The sequence below is a fragment of the Bacillus sp. EAC genome (genome assembly GCF_002156875.1).
GTDB lineage: Bacteria > Bacillota > Bacilli > Bacillales > Bacillaceae_G > Gottfriedia.
In genome coordinates, this window is the sequence record NZ_NCSY01000006.1 from 375,343 (window position 1) to 395,715 (window position 20,373).

Below are 20,373 nucleotides of genomic sequence, written 5' to 3' on the forward strand. Positions count from 1 at the left end.
CTAATTTCGTACTTTAAGTATATAATTTTAATCATTTTTATTTTTTTATTGAATTCATTACACATTTTCCCAACTAATAGTATACACTATTAAAATAAATGTGTTATACTATTTAACGAGATACCGACATGGCAGACAAATTATATTTAAAGGATGGTATTAGTATATGAAGACAGCTGATGTAAATTTTGAATTAAACGAATTACTATCAAGTAATAACGTGTATAACCAACTAAGCGTTTCAGAATTAGTTGAAAAAGTTCTAACAAGACAAGAAGGTATTTTAACTTCAACGGGAGCAGTTAGCGTTTCAACTGGTAAATATACTGGACGTTCTCCTAAAGATAAATTTATTGTAAATGAGCCATCTGTTGAAAACTTAATTGATTGGGGAACTGTTAATACACCAATCTCAGCTGACGTGTTCGAAAAATTATATAGCAAAGTACTTACTTACTTAAGAGATAGAAATGAATTATTTGTATTTAAAGGATTTGCGGGTGCAGATACTCAGTATCGTTTACCAATTCAAGTCATTAATGAATTTGCTTGGCACAACCTTTTTGCTCATCAATTATTCATTCGTCCAACTGAAGCTGAACTACTTACTCACGAATCTGAATTTACAATTGTTTCTGCACCAACATTTAAAGCGGATCCAGTAGTTGATGGAACGAATTCAGAGGCATTTGTTATTATATCATTTGAGAAGCGAATTATCTTAATTGGTGGTACTGAATATGCTGGAGAAATGAAAAAATCTATCTTCTCTATTATGAACTTCCTTTTACCACAGAAAAACGTTTTACCAATGCATTGTTCTGCAAACGTTGGTAATGAAGGTGATGTAGCACTATTTTTTGGATTATCAGGAACTGGTAAAACAACTTTATCAGCAGATGCTGACCGCAAATTAATTGGTGATGACGAACATGGTTGGTCTGATAATGGCGTATTCAATATTGAAGGTGGTTGTTATGCGAAATGTATCAACTTAACCTATGAAAAAGAGCCACAAATTTTCTCAGCTATTAAATTTGGTACGGTTTTAGAAAATGTAGTTGTTAATCCTGATGGCCGTCTAGCTGATTATGATGATACTACTTTAACAGAAAATACTCGTGCTGCCTACCCTATTCAAGCGATTCAAAATATCGTTGAACCAAGTGTGGCAGGACATCCACATACAATAATCTTTTTAACTGCTGATGCATTTGGTGTATTACCTCCAATCAGTAAATTAACAAAAGAACAAGCAATGTATCACTTCTTAAGTGGATTTACTAGTAAATTAGCTGGTACTGAACGCGGAGTTACATCTCCACAAGTAACATTCTCAACTTGTTTCGGTTCACCATTCTTACCACTTCCAGCTGTAGAATATGCAAAAATGCTTGGTGATAAAATCGAAAAACATAATGTAAATGTATTCCTTGTAAACACTGGTTGGACTGGTGGAGAATATGGAGTAGGTAAACGTATGAATCTTTCTTACACTAGAGCAATGGTTCACGCTGCACTTGAAGGAGATTTAAATTACGTTGAAACAACTCAAGACGAGTTTTTCGGTTTAGCAATTCCACAACATGTACCAGGAGTTCCTGATAATGTACTAGTCCCATCAACAACTTGGGAAGACAAAGCAGCATACGAAAACAAAGCTCTTGAATTAGTAACTAAATTCAAGGAAAACTTTAAAAAATTCGAAGGCTTCGACTCTCAATTAGCAAACATTGGTGGACCTTTAAAATAATTGATCTAAAAGAGCAGCTCAAATGGGCGGCTCTTTTTTTATCCATTTTTCCATATTCACCCATTCTCTCCATGTGCATAGGCTAATGTATAGTTTTTAGCTAGGAGGGATTAAATGAAAATTAAATGGTTATTAGTTTTGTTTTTATTAGTAGCTTCATTTTTAGGGGCATGTTCAAAAAATCAATCTAAGGATGAGAAGATAAAAGTAAGAGTAGCAGAAGTAACTCGTTCACTTTTCTATGCCCCCGAGTACGTTGCTTTAAGTGAAGGTATTTTTGAGAAGCACGGACTTGATGTTCAGTTAACGACTACTTGGGGTGGAGATAAAACAATGACGGCCATTTTATCAAACGGCACAGATATAGGATTGGTCGGTCCAGAAACTACTCTATATGTCTATTCCCAACAACCGAAAGACCCTGTAAAAAGCTTTGCTCAATTAACTCAAACTGATGGAACTTTTTTAGTTGCCCGAAATCAGACTGGAGCATTTAACTGGGATCAATTGAAAAAGAAAACATTTTTAGGTCAAAGAAAAGGTGGCATGCCACAAATGGTTGGCGAGTATGTTCTAGGAAATCATGGCATCGATCCTCATAAAGATTTAAAACTGATTCAGAATATAGATTTTGCAAACATCGCAAATGCATATGCGGCTGGAACTGGAGATTATGTTCAACTATTCGAGCCAACAGCAAGTATATTTGAAAAAGAAGGTAAAGGTAAAATCGTAGCTTCATTTGGCTTAGAATCTGGAAAGGTTCCTTATACTGCCTTTATGGCAAAAGAAAGTTATCTTAAAAAGAATGGAAAAACAGTTCAAAAATTTTCAGATGCACTATATGAAGCTCAGCAATGGGTAGATTCTCATTCAGCAGAAGAAATCGCGAAAAGCGTAGCTCCATTTTTTAAGGACACTCCATTCGATATTTCCGTAAAAGTAATTGATCGCTATAAATCCCAACATTCCTATTCAACAAATCCAATTTTAGAAGAGGATGAATGGAACAATCTCCAAGAAATCATGAAAAATTCCGGCGAATTATCAAAAGAAGTTCCACATTCCGAATTAGTTGATACGAAATTCGCATTAAAATCTACGAAGTAGTAGGGATAAATTATGAGTTATCTAACAGTTAATGAAATCTCTCACGTATTTTTATCAAAGGAAAAAGCGATTAAAATACTAGATAGTTTGTCTTTTGATGTGGAAAAAGGCGAATTCGTTTCTATTTTAGGCCCTAGTGGTTGTGGGAAAAGCACACTTTTGTCGATTATTTCATCTTTATTAACACCATATGATGGTTCTGTTCAATTTAAAGGTCAACCATATGATATTAATACCGGGGAAATTGGCTATATGTTACAACATGATTATTTGTTTCCATGGAAAACGATTAAAGAAAATGTCTTTCTTGGCCTAAAAATACTTGGTAAAGATACAAATGAAAATATGAATAGAGCATTAGAGTTATTATGTGAAGTCGGTTTAAAAGAATATGCAAATGCTTATCCAAGAGAACTATCAGGTGGGATGCGTCAACGTGTTGCTCTAGTTCGTACTCTTTCTACAAGTCCCTCTATCGTCTTATTAGATGAACCCTTTTCCGCACTCGACTACCAAAACAAAGTAAAACTTGAAGAATTAGTATTTAATTTATTTAAGAAGTTAAACACTACCGCTCTATTAGTAACGCATGATATTGAAGAAGCTGTTGCAATGTGTGATCGAGTCATTACGCTAACAAATGTTCCTACTAAAATTTCAAAAGTATTCTCATTACCAGAAGTGCTACAAAATTGTTCTCCTTTCGAAACAAGAAAGCAGCCTCTCTTCCCTTCTTTTGTTTCTTCGATTTGGAAGGAGTTGGAGAAGGGTGAATAATGTAAAGGATGAATTACAAACTTATCATGCCTTTATTGCAAAAAAGAATCGCAGAAAAAAGTTTTGGATATTTTTCTCTCAAGTCATACTCATCGCACTTTTTTTCATCATTTGGCAGCTTTTAAGCACTAAACAAATAATCGATCCGCTTTTATTTAGTTCACCTTCAAAAATAGTTGATTTATTTATCTCTAAATTGCTAGATGGTTCGGTCTATCATGAAGCTATCATAACAATTGGAGAAACACTCGTAGGCTTTATATTAGGAACTCTTCTAGGTATTCTTTTAGCCATCGTTCTCTGGTGGTATCCATTTGCATCTAAAGTACTGGACCCATTTTTAGTCATTTTTAATGCAATGCCTAAAGTTGCACTCGGCCCAATTATGATCGTTATCTTCGGACCAACTTATACTTCTATTGTTGCGATGGGTATTATCATAAGTTTTGTAATAACAGCACTTGTGATTTATCAGGCATTTCAACAAGTTGATGAAAATTATATTAAAGTCATTAAGAGCTTTGGAGCTACAAAATCTCAAATATTTAAAAATGTCATCTTTCCTGCTAGTATACCAACGGTCATTTCAACATTAAAAGTAAATGTCGGGTTGGCTTGGGTAGGAGTGATTGTCGGTGAATTTTTAGTTTCAAAGAATGGTCTTGGCTATTTAATCGTGTACGGATTCCAAGTGTTTAACTTTACGCTTGTATTAATGAGTGTATTAATAATAAGTGTTTCTGCCGGATTGATGTATATACTTGTTGATTATATTGAACGAAAAATTCAAAAATAACATCATAAAAAAAACGCTCACTTATTATTAGGTGAGCGTTTCTTTTATTCATCATGCACTTTTGATTTTAGATAACTTAAGCTATGTGAAAATACTTCGTCTCTCATGATGAAACTAAACCGGCGATCTCTTTTGATATTTTGTGGAAACTCATTGAACAGAATTGGACCATTTGTCTCAAAATAATGTTGTTGGTTCAAAAGTTCGCCTACTTCAGCAAAATAAATATTCTTAATAATTATTTTGTCTTTACCTGTTACACGATATTGCCCCAAATAATTTATTGAGGAGACATTTCCGCCTGTTTCTTCTAATACCTCACGTTTTGCAGCTTCTTCAGGCGACTCTCCTTCTTCAACTTTCCCACCTGGGAATTCATATCCACGTCTTTGGTGGTCAGTTAGTAACCATTGTCCTTTGTATTTACAAATAACCCAAACATGTTTAGGACTTGTAGAAAATGGATACTTTTCAAACGATAATTCAACTGTATTATGGTAAAAATCTTTAAATGTATACATTTTATCCTTCCTACATTTCATACTTTGTTATCCATTGTACTATGTCTCTTAAAATGTTTCATCATTATTGAAATAATATTCGCAAATCGTGGTGAAAATATTTGATTGGCTTGCATATTCGACAGTATACTATATCATGATAGTATAAAGTTTAGGAGGGTATATTATGACTGCAGTTTATGTTGTTAGTGCAATAATTATTGTTCTTGTATTTGGTGCATTTGTTCTTACTGTTAACAAAGGATATGGAGTAAAACATAAAGTAGACACCCTAGATGAAATTAAATTAAAAAACGACCACGAAGAAAATCATGAAAATAAGTAATACGATCGAAAAGGTCTATATATGAAAAAACTATTATTAGGTAGCATAAAGTTTTACCAAAAATGGATTTCTCCTGTTACACCACCTACATGTAGATTTTATCCTACTTGCTCACATTATGGTATGGAAGCGATTCAAACACACGGAGCACTTAAAGGTTCATACTTAACTACCAAACGTATACTAAAATGCCATCCATTTCATCCAGGTGGAATTGATCTAGTTCCTGAAAAGAAACAAAGAGATAATATCAAAGAAACTTGAACTTACTTACCAAGTTTTCTTTGATATTTATTTTTGGCAGTTTTCGTAATCTTTGTTTCAATTAATCATTGTATTAGTTGACTTCCGCTCTAGGACGATTGCTTCAATCAAACGCTATATACATTGGTTTTAATCAAAACCTATTAAAAAAAGAAATCTTTAAAAAAAAGAACCTTATTCAACATTATTAATTCTTAAAAGTAAAAACCTTCTTTGTTAATCTACGTAATCTGTCCTCGTTAACTATGATTCCTAATCCGTTTTCAGTTGGCACCTTAACCCTTCCATTTTCGAGAATTACTTCTGGTATTATAATATCTCGCTCAAAGTGTCTAGATGATGCTGAAATATCACCTGGTATCGTAAATCCCGGTAATGATGCGAGTGCAACATTTTGAGTTCTAGAAATCCCTGTCTCAATCATGCCACCAACCCAAATTGGAATATTGTGTGCAACACAGTAATTATGTATCTCAACAGATTCTGATAATCCACCAACTCTTCCAGGTTTTATCGTAATTACCTTGCAGGATTTAAGTGAATGTGCAATCTTAACATCTTCTAAAGAATAAATACTTTCATCCAAGCAAATGGGCGTTGAAAGCTCTTTTTGAAGAATAGCATGATTTATAAAATCTCTTTCTCCAAATGGTTGTTCGATCATTAATAAATTAAATGCATCTAACCTCTTAAGTTGATCCATATCTTCTAATGAATAATCAGAATTTGCATCGATCATCAGTGAAATGTTCGGAAAGCTTTCTCGAATTGTTGATACGATTTTATAATCATTTTCTTTAGATACTTTTATTTTAAATCGTTCATATCCTTCTTTTTGAAAATCATCTATTTGTTTCAACATCACATTTGGTTCATTTATACTAACTACTACACCAACAGCAATTTCCTCTTTTGTACCACCTAAAGCATTAGCTAAGGAAATAGAGTTTTGTTTACAATAAAGATCCCAATACGCACCTTCTAGACCAGCTTTAGCCATAGGATTTCCTTTAAATTGTTTAAACGCATTTGCCACTTCATTTGGATGAGAAAACTGTGAATTTAACAAGATAGGAATTAAGAAATCTTGCATGACGTGTAGAGCTGTTTGAATTGTTTCCTCCGTATACCATGGCTCTGAAAAGGCTACTACTTCTCCGAATCCCTCTTCACCATCTGAATCAATTAGTTTAACAATAACACTTTCTCGCTTTTCATATTGACCATAGCTCGTTTTAAAAGGTGTTTTAAGCTGCTGTTCTATTAAGAATAACTCGATTTGGCGGATAAACATTTACTCCCCCCTTATAATAGCTTTAATAATTCTCTTCTAACTAATTTGTTTGTAGCATTTCTAGGTAGACTTTGTACATAGCGTATTTCTTTCGGAATCTTGTAACCTGCTATCTTACCTTTACAAAATTCAATCAGTTCAATTGGAGACGGTGGATTATTTGATTCTGCAACAACAAAAGCAATCGGTACTTTGCCCCAAGTATTATCTTTTTTTCCAGTAACACCAGCTTCTTTAATAGCAGGATGTGACAATAAAACCGATTCAATTTCTGCTGGATAAATATTTTCCCCACCGGAAATAATCAAATCACTTCGACGATCGACTACAAACAAAAAGTCATCTTCATCAACATAGCCTAAATCACCAGTATAAAAATAGCCTGTTGAATCAGATTCATGCTCTATTTTATAGTATCCTTTACTTACATTAGGACCTTTAACGACAATCTCACCTACCACTCCAGGTAAACACTTCGTTTGATTATCTCGTATCTCTAGTGAGCAACCAAAAAGCGCTTTACCAGCTGAGCCAATTTTAGAAAGCATGAATTCTGGTGACAAAGTTGCTATTTGGGAGCAAGTTTCCGTCATTCCATAAGTTTGATATACTGGTACATTTAATAATTGAGCTTTTTGGAGAAGAGGTAATGGAGCAGGACCTCCACCAAGTAATGCCGCTCTAATTTTGCTTAACTCATTTGTTTCTTCAGTGATTGAAATTAAATCATTCAACACTTTCGTTACAACCGATAAAATAGTAATTTGATGTTTTTTAATACTTCTTAATATTGTTTTAGCATCTGTTTTATCTGTTAATACGATTTTCATCCCGTAAATCGCACTTTTGTATACTGTCGAAAGTCCACCTACATGAAACATAGGTAAACAAACTAGCCAAACATCTTGCTGATCTAATCCTAAATTTAAAACCGATGCAATCGCACTATTCCAGTGATTGCTATAGGTTTGTAATACTGCTTTTGGAGAACCAGTTGTGCCTGAAGTGTACATCATCGTTGCGATATCAGTACTTTCGAACGTTTCTTGTATATTAAATTCTTTATATTCATTTGAATGTAATTTATTTATTTCGAGTACTTTAAGTTCATTTGTAACTTTCAAGTTAGGTTGCTTATCTACAATTAAAAAGTTTGTATCACTATTTAAAAGTTGATAGTTAATTTCTTCGTCACTTAACCTGATATTCAATAAAATGGAGATGGCACCTATATAATGCAGTGCATAAACCGTAACAATAAATTCAATTGAATTTTTCATCAATATCGCTACATGTTGTCCTTTTTCTACTCCACAATTATGTAATCTGCCTGCAAGTTTTATTACTTTTTCGTTTAATTCATGAAATGTAACTTCTTCTTCATCGGTACTAATTGCTATTCGATTAGGAGTTAATCTAACCCTTTCGATTAAAAAATTCGGAATCTGATTCATTTAAACACTTCCTGACCGTATACAAATTATTGAGGTTCTTAGATTTCCACTACAGGATGCTCGCTTTCCGTGTGGCGGGCGGTGAGCATCCTAGGCCCACACGATGTAGGTCATGCATGCGTTACGACAGGACGTCGTGATATTAGCATGCCTACCTTTTTGACCACTAGGGGGGGTCTCACCTTCCGTTTCAATCTTTTTCATATTTAACAGTTTATTTCAACAAAAACTATTAATAATAACAATCAAATTTTTTTTACAACAATCTATAGAAAAGAGCGATTCAAAAAAAGCTTGATGATTGCTCATCAAGCTTAACTCTTTTTTCGAATCAAGGAAAACGTGGGAATTGACCGAAATCAGGTTTACGTTTTTCTTTAAATGCGTCACGACCTTCTTTTGCTTCTTCAGTTGTATAGTAAAGAAGTGTAGCATCTCCTGCTAGCTGTTGTAAACCAGCTAATCCATCAGTATCTGCATTCATTGCAGCTTTTAAGAAACGAAGTGCAGTTGGGCTCTTCTCAAGCATTTCTTCTGCCCATTTAACTGTTTCAGTTTCTAACTCTTCTAATGGTACAACCTTATTTACTAAGCCCATATCTAGTGCTTCCTGAGCATCGTATTGACGGCATAGATACCAAATTTCACGAGCTTTCTTGTGACCTACGATTCGAGCTAAATAACCAGAACCATAACCAGCATCGAAGCTACCTACGTTTGGACCAGTTTGTCCAAATTTAGCATTCTCAGCAGCGATTGTTAAGTCACAAACTACGTTTAATACATTCCCTCCACCAATTGCATAGCCTGCAACCATCGCAATTACCGGTTTAGGAATAACGCGGATTAAACGTTGTAAATCTAATACGTTAAGACGAGGAATACGATCTTGTCCAACATAACCACCATGTCCGCGAACACTTTGGTCACCACCTGAACAGAATGCTTTTCCACCTTCACCTGTTAAAATAATTACACCAATTTTTTCATCATCTCTTGCCCAAGCAAAAGCATCGATCATTTCTGATACTGTTAATGGTGTAAATGCGTTATGTACGTGTGGTCGGTTAATTGATATTTTTGCAATACCATTATATGTAGAATATAAAATTTCTTCATATTTTCTTTCTTGTACCCACTCAATTGTCATGATATACCCTCCATTTCTCTTTTTAACAAAAACTCACTTACTATTGTAGCAAATATTTCCGATTGTTCCACATGAATTGCATGTCCTGCACTCGGAATTTTTATAATTTCGCTATTAACGATCTTATCATTCATTTTCCCCATTATTAAACAAAACTTTTCATCGAATTCTCCACAAACTAGCAAGGTTTTCGATTCTAAGGAAATTAATCGATTCCATAGTGATGGTTGAACACCAGTTCCCATCCCTTTTAGGCTATTACTTAACCCAATTGGTGATTGATTTAATCTTCCTATTTTTATATTTTCTTGTATGTTTCTAGGTAGTGATTTTTGTGATGAAAATAAAGGGATGTTCTCCCAATAATCAACAAAACTCTCTATCCCTTTATTTAGAATTAGAGATGACAAATCATGATCTTGTTTAATTCTCATAATTCTATCTTCATCAGAAATCAGTCCAGCTGTACAACTTTCTAAAATTAGCGAACGAATCTTATTTTGATAAGCTAAAGCAAAATAGAGGGCTAGTCTTCCACCCATTGAATAACCAAGCAAATGAACGGTTTCAATTTGCTTTTTTGTTAAAAAATCATATAAATCTTTTGCTGCCGGTTCCATCATATATCTACCTTCATGATTCGGACTCTCAGTCTCACCGTGGCCTAGTAAATCGATAGCTATTACATGAAAGTTTTGCTTTAGCCTATTAATTAAATTAGCCCAAGTTTCTTTAGAACCTGTAAAACCATGAAGTAAAAGAATCGTCTGTCCCTTTCCAGCTTCTAAATAAGAATAATTAATTCCATTTAACATAATATTCATTAATCGGAACACCTAATTTCACTTCTCGTATTCTTTTTTTACAATACTCCAAACTTTTTGGTGTAAATCATAGTTTTCTTTCCGATCCGTTTGAACTTCAATTACATGCATCCGCTCTTCATTTTTTGAAAGAGCATCTTCAAACTCAAACCAATTAGCAATTTTAGAATGAATCCCACCAAATAAACCTGTAGCATGTTGAAAATCTAATTCAAGTGGTGTACCAAATAAAGCCTCAAAATGCTTTTCTTCTTTTGATTGAGGTAAAAATGAGAATATCCCACCACCATCGTTATTCACTAAAATAATCTTTATTGGAAGTTGATGTAATTTTGATAACACTAGGCTATTTAAATCATGATAAAATGACAAGTCACCTATTAACAATGTAACACTCTCGCCTGCAGCCGCCATTCCTAATGCTGTGGCAATCGTGCCGTCGATACCATTTACACCGCGATTACAAGCTATCTTTATCTTTTTAGTTTGTGTATGTAAAAATGTATCTACATCGCGAATTGGCATACTGTTTGAAACAAATAATGTACTATTTTCTGGCAAATGCTTCGCTAATAGTTGAACGATTTTCCCTTCAAATAGTCCTTCAAATTGCTCAGCATTTTGTAGACCACTTTTAGTTTTTTCATTAATCGTCTGCCATTTCATCAACCATTGATTTTCACTGTCCATTTTTTGTGTACAAGAATTTAAAATAGCTGTACAAAATTCTTCATCATTACAGGAAATCATCTGAGTTGCTTTTAACGTTGGATCTCTCCAAAGATCTCCTTCATCTATTACAATTATTTCACAATTTGTTTGTTTCTGTACATATTGATTAAATGGTTTGGAAACTGGCATTGCACCAAAACGGACAATTACTTCCGATTCAATTGTCTCTACAATCTCTTCAAACTTTAAGAATGTATCATACGTATCAATTGTTACTGCTTCTTCATTCATTAATGTTCTACCATTTGAAAGAGGATCACAAAGAACCGGATACCCTAGCATGATTCCTAAATCCAATATTTTCTGAACAGCTTTTTCATCTACATACGGGCCGCAAACTAATAAGCCTTTTCGTTTTGATTGAAAAAGCTCAGTCATTTTATGAATAGTAGGTTTGGAAATAGTTGCTACTGTTTCAGTCAATACTGTATGTGCAGTTTCTTGACGTTTTCCTGATGTAAAAATACCCTCAAGTGCAAAATTCGGGACTAAAGGCTCTCGTAATGGCACATTCATATGGACAGGACCTCTAGGCGCAGTCATACTTGAACGATACAATCTATTAATACTTGTACGAGCATATTGATACATCGATTCAGATGCTTCAGGTAGAGCTAGTTCAATGAATTGTTTAACAAATGAACCATATAAACCAATTTGGTTCATCGCTTGAGGCGCACCAATATCTCTAAGTTCATGAGGTCGATCTGCTGTTAATACGATTAACGGTATTCTTGATTCTTTTGCCTCTGATATTGCAGGTAAATAGTTTGAAGCCGCTGTTCCAGATGTACAAATCAGAACAGTTGGTTGCTTTGTACTTTTTGCTATTCCTAACGCAAAAAAAGCCGCACCTCTTTCATCTACTGCAATAAAAGAATTTAATTTTGGATGCTCGTTAACAAGCATCGAAATTGGGGTAGAACGTGAACCTGGGCTAATCACTACATTTTTTATATTTAACGCACTTAATTCATCTACAAGAGCACCAATATATTTCGTCAGTGCTTCATTATCTTTCATTTCGTAACCCTCCTAATGCATTAAGCATTGGCAGAAACTTTACGCCAGTTTCATAAAATTCCTCTTCTGGCTTTGAATCTTGAACAACACCACAACCGGCATATAATCTTGCTTTGTCTCCTTTTACAAGAGCACTGCGTATCCCTACTGCAAAATCACCGTTACCGTTTAAGTCGATCCATCCAATTGGAGCACCGTACCAACCTCTATCAATAGGCTCAAGTTCACGAATTAGTTTACATGCCTCATCCTTTGGAAATCCACCTAGTGCTGGTGTAGGATGTAATGCTTGAATTAATTCAAATAAAGTAATGTGATTTAATAAACTTCCCTCGACAGGTGTATACAAATGAAATAGACTTTTCGTTGCCATTATCCTTGGTAAGGAAGGTATCGATAAGTTATCACAGTAATGACGAAGAGTTTCCTTTATATAGTTTACAACAAAAGCGTGTTCATCATTATTCTTTTTACTATTTAATAACCAACTTGATGCTTCAGCATTTTCCTCTTTTGATTTACCTTTCGCTGCAGATCCAGCAAGGCACATCGAAGAGACTGTATTTTTCTTTTTCGAAATTAGCCGTTCAGGTGTTGCGCTAATAAATACAGTGTCTTTTAATTGATAAGTAATGACATAATTGACATTTCTTGTAGCTTCAAGCTCGTAAATTACTTTTGAAGAATTTACTTCAGAAGAAAAAGTGGCATTTAATGTTCGATTTAATACAACTTTTTCTAAATGCTCATCTTTCATTTGTTGAATCGCATTTTTTACGCTTTGTACCCACTCATCTGGTTCAAATTCGTCTTTGTCGATGCATTCAGATTGAGTAAACGTAGGCTGCTTCATGCCATATTGTTCTAAATAATCGTCGTATTCTTTATATTGAAGCAATAAATCCTCTAAGGAAGTTTGATCATTTATTTCATAATTTGAAGTGATAAATGTACCTTCATTTGTAACCGTAACCATTAATCTTGGCACATAGAAATGGGCAGTACCAAATTCCTTCCAATCCTGATCATTTTTATAAGTATCAAAAAAAGAGAAACCCCCAAGAGCCAAAGGTCCAGTACCAAAGCAATTCTCTTGCTCGATATACACTTCATCTCCAAAGCGTTTCCATTCTTTTTCTATTGCAGAATACTGTTCTTCTGTACTATGATGAAAAGGAACTAAAGTACCAATTCCTGTGAGAATTAACGAGTTTTCTTGGTTTGACCAATAAAAGCGTTCAGTTAAACCCAATTCATGATAAAAATGGTAAACACTTAGGGGATGAATATTCATTATTTTTTCCACTTTACAAATAAAGCGTTTTGAACAAGCTTTTGCCTTCTGAAGTGACTGCTCAAAAAAAGCAATCGATTCCAGTTGACCTGTTCTAAGCATAACAAGTTCCCCCTAGCCTTAATATACGTAAATACATGATATAACTAAAGATACAACGATGAATGTAGACTGTCAATTTTATGAAGTTCGTCCATACTTTTTTAAAGTAAAACGATCTACATTTTCAAATAATATAATAAGGAGGATGTTAACTATGCAACCAAATATTCAATCTGAAACTTCCTCAACAGGTTTTCGAACATGGTGGAATTTATTAAGACCACATACTTTAACCGCAGCGTTCATTCCTGTTGCGATTGGTTCAATGTTAGCTCATATTAATGGATCATTTCATGCACTTTTATTTATATCAATGCTTGTTGCAAGTTTACTTATTCAAGCAGCTGCTAACATGATTAATGAATATTATGATTATAAACGAGGATTAGATCATGAAGGCTCTGTCGGAATTGGTGGAGCAATCGTAAGAGATGGCATTAAGCCCTCAACTGTATTACAGCTAGCTTTTATATTTTTTGGTATTTCAGTCCTTTTAGGTATTTATATATGTAGTCAGAGCAGTTGGTGGATTGCAGTTATAGGAATTATTTGTATGACTGCAGCTTATTTTTACACTGGAGGTCCTTATCCAATCGCTTATACTCCTTTTGGTGAGTTAGTAGCGGGCTTTTTCATGGGTGTAGTCATCATTGGAATCACATACTATATTCAAGCAGGAACTATTTCAGCAAAAATTTATTTATTGTCCCTACCAACTTCAATTACAATTGGAGCAATCTTAACGGCAAACAATATTCGAGACTTAGATAATGACAAGGAAAATGGACGAAAAACACTTGTTATCTTACTCGGTAAAAAAAATTCAATCATTTTTATTGGTTCAATGTTTGTATTTGCTTATGCTTTAATTGTAGCATTTGTAATTGCACAATTAATGACGCCATTTGTCCTAATTTCGTTAGCAAGTATTCCTTTAGCTATTAAAGCTACAAAAGGATTTATTGGTAAAACTGAACCAATTGAAATGATGCCTGCAATGGCAGCAACAGCTAAAACGAATACAATAATGGGATTCCTTATTGTGATTGGTTTAATTGTAGGAAATATCTTTTCCTAATAGTGGCATTTCAATTCCTCTAAAAACTTAACTCATGTTTTCCCTCTTTTTGAACAAAATATGGATAGCCATATCCATTTATTGAAAAGGGGGAGCATGATGCTTTCACAATCTCAAATCCAAACATTTAAATCCGAATTGTTAAATCAAAAGCAACATTTAGAAGAAAGACTAAATGATCCAGCCTTTACACCCTACTCATTAAGAGATTCAGTCGATGAACTTTCGCTTGCTGACAATCATCCAGGAGATCTAGGGACTGAATTATATGAACGGGAAAAGGATATCTCGCTTCACGAGCATTTAAGAAATGAATTAAGTGATGTAGAAGATGCTTTGCAAAAAATTGAAAATGGTTCATTCGGTATTTGCGAGCTAAGTGGTGAAGAAATCCCATTTGAGCGTCTGCAGGCTCTTCCAACTGCAAAAACGACCATAGAACATGCTCACGATCAGCATATTTCAAGTTCAAATAGAGAATACGATCGACCAGTTGAAGAAGAAATACTTAGCCCACCTTTTGCAAGAGATCCTAAAGATCGTTCAGTTATGTATGACGCTGAAGATGCATTACAGGATGTTGAGCGTTATGGTAGCTCTGAAACTCCTTCAGATTTTGAATTTAATAATATTCAGGATTATGAAAACACCTATACTGAAAGTTATGAAAATGTAGGTTATGTCGAGGAATTTGAGAATTTTATTGGAACCGATATTACCGGGCAAAACCGTACAATCTACCCTACAAAAAAGCATGACCAATATGAACGAGAACTTGATGATTATGAAGAGCAAGCATTGAACGGAGAATTATCAGAGATAGATGTAAAAGATATTGAAAAGTATTAACAAAGAAAGCAAACACGCATCTTTTCTAAGTATGCGTGTTTTTTATTTAAATCTAAGAATTTAGCGAGATTCTTATCCAAAAATGACATTCAATTTTTAAAAATATAACCTCTATTAGTAAAGATGTGCAGCATACTTTAGTAACGATATTTACTAACTGAATAGATAGGATACTAGATTAATATAAGTAAAAAGGCATCCTACAAGAGGATGCCTTAAGCAATACAAAAATTATTTTTTGTTTACGTTAGCTGCTTGTGGTCCGCGGTTGCCTTCGATGATTTCGAAGCTAACTTCTTGACCTTCTTCTAAAGTTTTAAAACCTTCGCCTTGAATTGCAGAGAAGTGTACGAATACATCGTTTCCACCTTCAGTTTGGATAAATCCAAAACCTTTTTCACTGTTAAACCATTTAACTTTACCGAATTCCATCGATAATACCTCCTAAAAATACATATATACACTATTAATACGTGCATAAAAGAGGGGTGAAGAAAAAGATCGTCATTGTTAATCAATAAGATTTCTACAACATTGAAAGTGGTCAATACTTCTTTTCAAGACAAAGAAAAATGAGCGATACTATACATTTTGTAGTGCAAATGGATCATTAATTCTTACCTTCAAATAAATATGCAGTTAATAGTAATTTAAATATATCATAGATAAAAAAACGCGTCAACGCTACTAATTCTCAATTCGGAACAAAATTTTTATATTATTCATACAATTTTTTATCTACTATAAAAATCGATAATCTTGTTAATAAATGTGATTTAATTTCTAGAAAATTTGTCATAATAAACTGAGTAAAATTAAATTAATACATTTTATTTTTATAGGTAAAACTTGGATATCTTGTAATATAATAGGGATATACATATTCAATTGGAGGTACATAAAATGAGAAAATCTCATGAAGTTACATACAAGATTCATGGACATGACATGCAATTTGTTCAGGTTGAGCTTGATCCGAATGAAAGTGTCATTGCCGAAGCTGGAGCAATGATGATGATGGATGACGGAATTGAACTTGAAACGATATTCGGTGATGGTTCTCAACAATCTGGGGGACTATTTGGTAAATTAGTAGGTGCTGGTAAACGTTTAGTAACTGGTGAAAGCTTGTTTATGACAAGTTTTACTAACCAATCAAACGCATTAAAAACAGTAAGTTTTTCAGCTCCTTATCCTGGGACTATTATCCCCCTTGATTTACAAGAATATGGAAACAAGATTATTTGTCAAAAGGATGCGTTTTTAGCTGCAGCCAAAGGCAATTCAGTTGGAATTGAATTCCGTAAAAAACTAAGTACAGGATTATTTGGTGGCGAAGGATTCATCATGCAAAAAGTAGAAGGTGATGGTCTTGCATTCCTTCATGCAGGTGGATCAATTTATCAAAAAACACTTCAACCTGGCGAAAAAGTAAAAATTGACACTGGTTGTATTGTTGCATTTACTGGCGATGTTCAATATGAAATTGAATATGTAGGTAATGTGAAAACTGCTCTTTTTGGTGGGGAAGGATTATTCTTTGCTACTCTTCAAGGACCAGGTACAATTTGGGTTCAATCACTAACATTAGCAAGATTGGCATCAAGAATTGGCCAATACTTACCAACTACTAGAGAAGAAGGTAGTATTCTCGGCGGTTTAGGTAATTTGTTAGATGGTAACGATTAATTAAAAACACAAAAAAACTAGTCAGATTGCTGACTAGTTTTTTTCTTTATGAACATTATATTTTTTCTTCTAACATTTCATCTTCGTCCCTTAACTTATATGTGAATGTTGGGGTATAGTCATATTGTTTTTTCATTTTATTGACCCCTTCTAAATATGTGGTTATATGGTGACTTTTTGCAATTGAGCTTTTGTTAACTGCAAACGTTATTGCATTTTGAACTTGAACATATTCTAAATGGATTTTTATCGGTTTGACATCCACTTTAAATGGAGGAAGTAAAGGGACAACATCGTATAAATTAACGAATCTTATACTTTGCCGCACAATTTCATCATATTTCTCTTTAAATTTAATGTTTCCAACCTTTGGAGAGCCAAACGTATAAATATTTGGATTGCATATTTCAGAATTAGCAAGCTCAAATGCTAACAATGTAGCTAATGAGCCACCTAAACTATGCCCAGTAATATAAATCTTTTTTGTAGTGGCCCTCTGTTTTACAATATCGATTATCATTTCACGACAAGATTTGTAAATTGATAGAAAACCAGAGTGAACACTACCACCGTTCATAGCAAATGGAAAAAGTTCTTGTTCAATTTTCAAATCAGCAAGCCAATCCAAATCTGATTTAGTCCCGCGAAATGCAATTATTACAGAAGCTTCATTTTCAATAATAAATCCAAACCATTCAAGCTCAACTATTGCGCATGCTTTTATCGTACTAACTAAAGAATAATTGGCAGGAATCATAAACTCTCCATCAGATTCCCATTGTCTATAGGTCTCCATACAGCATTCTAATAACTCTAAAGAAATATCATAGTCAATCGAAGGAAATTTCAACTAATCTCTCCTCTCGTATTCTACTTTGAAGAGAAAAACCTCCTTGTTGCAAAGGAGGTTAAGAATGGTTAAAAGATCTTTGTTGAATATTCCAAATTTCAGATGCGTATTGACGTATAGTACGGTCACTAGTAAAAAATCCTGACTTTGCTACATTGTGAAGACTTTTTAATGTCCATTCTTTTTTATTTTGATAAATGGTATTTATACTTTCTTGTGCAGTTAAATAGGAAGAAAAATCTCTAAGTAGAAAATATTCATCATTATATGATATAAGTGAATCAAAAATCGGTTCAAACTCTTCTCTTGGTAAAGGAAAAAGTCCGTGTAGTAATTGATCTAAAACTTTTTTAATTCGAAGATCATGATGATAGTAGTCACTACTCTTGTATCCACCATATTGATAATAATTTAATACCTCATCAGCTGTGAGCCCAAAAGTAAATATATTCTCTTCTCCAACTTCACCTAGTATTTCAATATTAGCGCCATCTAATGTTCCAATTGTTAAAGCTCCATTCATCATAAACTTCATGTTTCCCGTTCCTGAAGCTTCCTTACTAGCAGTTGAGATTTGCTCGCTTACATCTGCTGCTGGAAAAATCATTTCACCTAAAGAAACACGGTAATTTTCGATAAAAATCACTTTTATAAATTGATTTATATAGCGATCATTATTAACTATATTTGCTACAGAATGGATTAACTTAATAATCTTTTTAGCATAGTAATAGCCAGGTGATGCTTTTGCACCGAATATGAACGTTCTTGGGTGCATTTTAAAATGTGAATCTTCCTTTAGTCGATTATATAAATACATAATATGAAGAACATTTAATAATTGCCTTTTATATGCATGCATCCTTTTTACTTGAATATCAAAAATCGAATCGGTATCGAGTGAGATTCCATTAGTATAATGCACATAATTTTCTAGTACTTCTTTTCTTTTTTTCTTAACTTCCTTAAATTGCGTTAAGAATGATTCATCATTTTGATAATTTAATAAGTTTTCTAGTTGCGTAGGCTCATAAATCCATCCGTCACCAATTGTGTCTTTTATTAAACTACTTAATTCTGGATTACATTGAAGAAGCCATCTTCTATGAGTGATTCCATTTGTTTTATTATTAAACTTATGAGGCTCATATTCATAGAAAAGCTTCATTTCTCTTTGCTTTAAAATTTCGGTATGAATCTCAGCAACTCCATTAACACTCTTACTTCCAGCTATCGCCAAGTGCGCCATCTTAACGACTCCATGAGCAATAATTGCCATATGTTCAATTCGATTCCAATCCCCGGGATATCGTTTCCATAAATTCGTACAATATCGCTCATTTATCTCATCGATAATCATATAAATTCTTGGAAGTAACGGTTGGAATAAATCAATACGCCATTTTTCCAATGCTTCTGATAGCGTTGTATGATTTGTGTAAGAGATTGTATTGGTAGTGATTTCCCATGCTTCTTCCCAAGATAACTTTTCATGATCTATTAATATTCTCATCAGTTCTGGAATCGCTAAAACTGGATGAGTATCATTGACATGAATTGCGACTTCATGATGAAACTTACGTATATCACCATTATGTTCTTTATATGAATCTACTATTCTCTGAATACTAGCAGAAACTAAAAAATACTGTTGTTTTAAACGCAAAATTTTACCTTCATCATGAGTATCATCTGGATATAAAAATTCTGAAACTGACTCAGCCTCACGTTTATGTTTCATAAGAAACTTGTTTGAAGAATGTGAAGATGTCTCTGCACTCCAAAGCCTTAACGTATTAACAGTATTCGTGTGATATCCAATAATTGGTAGATCATATGGTACTGCAGTGATTGCCTCTGCTCCATGCAAGCGAAACTCTAACCTATTTTTATTATTGTAAGCCTCTACTTCTCCACCAAATAATACTTCAATTGATTGGTCATCTCTTCGTACTTCCCAAACATTTCCATACTTTAACCATTGTTCAGGGAGTTCTACTTGATAACCATCGACAATTTTTTGGTCAAAGAGGCCATGTTTGTAGCGAATGCCACAACCATGACCTGGTAAATCTTGAGATGCTAAAGAGTCTAGAAAACAAGATGCTAATCGACCGAGTCCACCATTACCAAGTCCTGCATCACTTTCAAACTCTTCTAATCCTGCAAGAGAAATCCCTAAATGCTCAAGACCAGTTTCACATAATTCCCTAAGACCAAGATGGATCAAATTACTTTTCAAAAGCTTCCCTAATAGAAATTCAATTGACAAGTAGTACACTTGTTTTTTCCGCTCTAAACGATATTGTTCACTTGTGCCTAACCAATTCTTGCTTATATGTTCGCGAATCATTGTTCCCAGTGTTTGGTACTGCTCCTGCAGTGTACTAGTTGCAATATTCTTTCCATGCATAATTTCTAGTTTTTCTTTAAAATTCCATTCAAAATCCTCCACACTAGAAAACATGGAACCACCCCGCCTTAAAAG

Annotated in this window: 19 protein-coding genes; 9 read left to right on the top strand and 10 right to left on the bottom strand. The window is 33.9% G+C overall.

What is annotated here, in order from left to right:
• Window positions 1–166: 166 nt before the first annotated feature.
• The 4 genes from pckA (at window position 167) to B7R65_RS12950 (ending at window position 4,436) form a co-directional block, all read left to right on the top strand.
• Window positions 167–1,753 carry a phosphoenolpyruvate carboxykinase (ATP) gene (gene pckA, locus B7R65_RS12935; protein WP_088043189.1) on the top strand — a complete coding sequence of 529 codons (1,587 nt, stop codon included), beginning with the start codon at window positions 167–169 and terminating at the stop codon, window positions 1,751–1,753.
• A 114-nt stretch (window positions 1,754–1,867) separates the two neighbouring features.
• The gene (locus B7R65_RS12940; protein WP_088043190.1) at window positions 1,868–2,863 is read left to right on the top strand and encodes an ABC transporter substrate-binding protein; all 996 of its coding nucleotides are present in this window, start codon (window positions 1,868–1,870) and stop codon (window positions 2,861–2,863) included.
• A gap of 12 nt (window positions 2,864–2,875) precedes the next feature.
• A complete protein-coding gene (locus B7R65_RS12945; RefSeq protein WP_088043191.1) occupies window positions 2,876–3,640 on the top strand; it encodes an ABC transporter ATP-binding protein in 765 nt (254 codons plus the stop codon).
• Window positions 3,633–4,436: an ABC transporter permease gene (locus B7R65_RS12950; RefSeq protein ID WP_142288245.1), complete on the top strand. Its 804-nt coding sequence runs from the start codon at window positions 3,633–3,635 to the stop codon at window positions 4,434–4,436. Before B7R65_RS12945 ends, B7R65_RS12950 begins: the two co-directional genes overlap by 8 nt.
• Window positions 4,437–4,480: 44 nt before the next feature.
• Here B7R65_RS12950 and ytkD read toward each other — a convergent pair whose 3' ends face one another.
• The gene (ytkD, locus tag B7R65_RS12955) at window positions 4,481–4,957 is read right to left on the bottom strand and encodes an RNA deprotection pyrophosphohydrolase (RefSeq protein WP_088043193.1); all 477 of its coding nucleotides are present in this window, start codon (window positions 4,955–4,957) and stop codon (window positions 4,481–4,483) included.
• A gap of 166 nt (window positions 4,958–5,123) precedes the next feature.
• Between ytkD and ytzI the strand changes: the two genes are divergently transcribed.
• Window positions 5,124–5,282, top strand: coding sequence for a YtzI protein (gene ytzI / locus B7R65_RS21105; protein ID WP_142288246.1), 159 nt, complete (start codon window positions 5,124–5,126; stop codon window positions 5,280–5,282).
• A gap of 21 nt (window positions 5,283–5,303) precedes the next feature.
• Entirely contained in the window at window positions 5,304–5,546 is a 243-nt protein-coding gene (gene yidD / locus B7R65_RS12960) for a membrane protein insertion efficiency factor YidD (protein ID WP_088043194.1), read from the top strand.
• 187 nt (window positions 5,547–5,733) lie between these two features.
• Here yidD and menC read toward each other — a convergent pair whose 3' ends face one another.
• From menC to B7R65_RS12990, 6 genes are all read right to left on the bottom strand, one after another.
• Window positions 5,734–6,840 carry an o-succinylbenzoate synthase gene (gene menC / locus B7R65_RS12965; protein ID WP_088043195.1) on the bottom strand — a complete coding sequence of 369 codons (1,107 nt, stop codon included), beginning with the start codon at window positions 6,838–6,840 and terminating at the stop codon, window positions 5,734–5,736.
• Between the two features lie 11 nt (window positions 6,841–6,851).
• A complete protein-coding gene (locus B7R65_RS12970; protein ID WP_088043196.1) occupies window positions 6,852–8,294 on the bottom strand; it encodes an o-succinylbenzoate--CoA ligase in 1,443 nt (480 codons plus the stop codon).
• A gap of 331 nt (window positions 8,295–8,625) precedes the next feature.
• The gene (gene menB, locus B7R65_RS12975; protein WP_088043197.1) at window positions 8,626–9,444 is read right to left on the bottom strand and encodes a 1,4-dihydroxy-2-naphthoyl-CoA synthase; all 819 of its coding nucleotides are present in this window, start codon (window positions 9,442–9,444) and stop codon (window positions 8,626–8,628) included.
• Entirely contained in the window at window positions 9,441–10,268 is an 828-nt protein-coding gene (gene menH, locus B7R65_RS12980) for a 2-succinyl-6-hydroxy-2,4-cyclohexadiene-1-carboxylate synthase (protein ID WP_179194864.1), read from the bottom strand. Before menH ends, menB begins: the two co-directional genes overlap by 4 nt.
• 18 nt (window positions 10,269–10,286) lie before the next feature.
• Entirely contained in the window at window positions 10,287–12,023 is a 1,737-nt protein-coding gene (gene menD / locus B7R65_RS12985) for a 2-succinyl-5-enolpyruvyl-6-hydroxy-3-cyclohexene-1-carboxylic-acid synthase (RefSeq protein WP_088043198.1), read from the bottom strand.
• Entirely contained in the window at window positions 12,013–13,419 is a 1,407-nt protein-coding gene (locus B7R65_RS12990; RefSeq protein WP_088043199.1) for an isochorismate synthase, read from the bottom strand. The genes menD and B7R65_RS12990 overlap by 11 nt, the downstream gene beginning before the upstream one ends.
• Before the next feature lie 145 nt (window positions 13,420–13,564).
• Between B7R65_RS12990 and B7R65_RS12995 the strand changes: the two genes are divergently transcribed.
• On the top strand, window positions 13,565–14,497 hold the full coding sequence (locus B7R65_RS12995; RefSeq protein WP_373419576.1) for a 1,4-dihydroxy-2-naphthoate polyprenyltransferase: 933 nt from the start codon (window positions 13,565–13,567) through the stop codon (window positions 14,495–14,497).
• Window positions 14,498–14,596: 99 nt separating this feature from the next.
• Window positions 14,597–15,346 (top strand): TraR/DksA C4-type zinc finger protein, encoded by a 750-nt coding sequence (locus B7R65_RS13000; protein ID WP_088043201.1) that lies wholly within the window; start codon window positions 14,597–14,599, stop codon window positions 15,344–15,346.
• A 231-nt stretch (window positions 15,347–15,577) separates the two neighbouring features.
• On the opposite strand, the gene B7R65_RS13005 is transcribed toward B7R65_RS13000, so the two are convergent.
• Window positions 15,578–15,778, bottom strand: a complete 201-nt coding sequence (locus tag B7R65_RS13005) for a cold-shock protein (RefSeq protein WP_088002455.1) — start codon at window positions 15,776–15,778, stop codon at window positions 15,578–15,580.
• A 471-nt stretch (window positions 15,779–16,249) separates the two neighbouring features.
• Between B7R65_RS13005 and B7R65_RS13010 the strand changes: the two genes are divergently transcribed.
• A complete protein-coding gene (locus B7R65_RS13010; protein WP_088043202.1) occupies window positions 16,250–17,035 on the top strand; it encodes a TIGR00266 family protein in 786 nt (261 codons plus the stop codon).
• Between the two features lie 55 nt (window positions 17,036–17,090).
• On the opposite strand, the gene B7R65_RS13015 is transcribed toward B7R65_RS13010, so the two are convergent.
• Together B7R65_RS13015 and B7R65_RS13020 are read right to left on the bottom strand one after the other, a co-directional pair.
• Complete coding sequence (locus B7R65_RS13015; protein WP_088043203.1) at window positions 17,091–17,885, bottom strand: lipase family protein; 795 nt, start codon at window positions 17,883–17,885, stop codon at window positions 17,091–17,093.
• Window positions 17,886–17,943: 58 nt separating this feature from the next.
• Window positions 17,944–20,352: a glycogen/starch/alpha-glucan phosphorylase gene (locus B7R65_RS13020; protein WP_088043204.1), complete on the bottom strand. Its 2,409-nt coding sequence runs from the start codon at window positions 20,350–20,352 to the stop codon at window positions 17,944–17,946.
• Window positions 20,353–20,373: the final 21 nt, after the last annotated feature.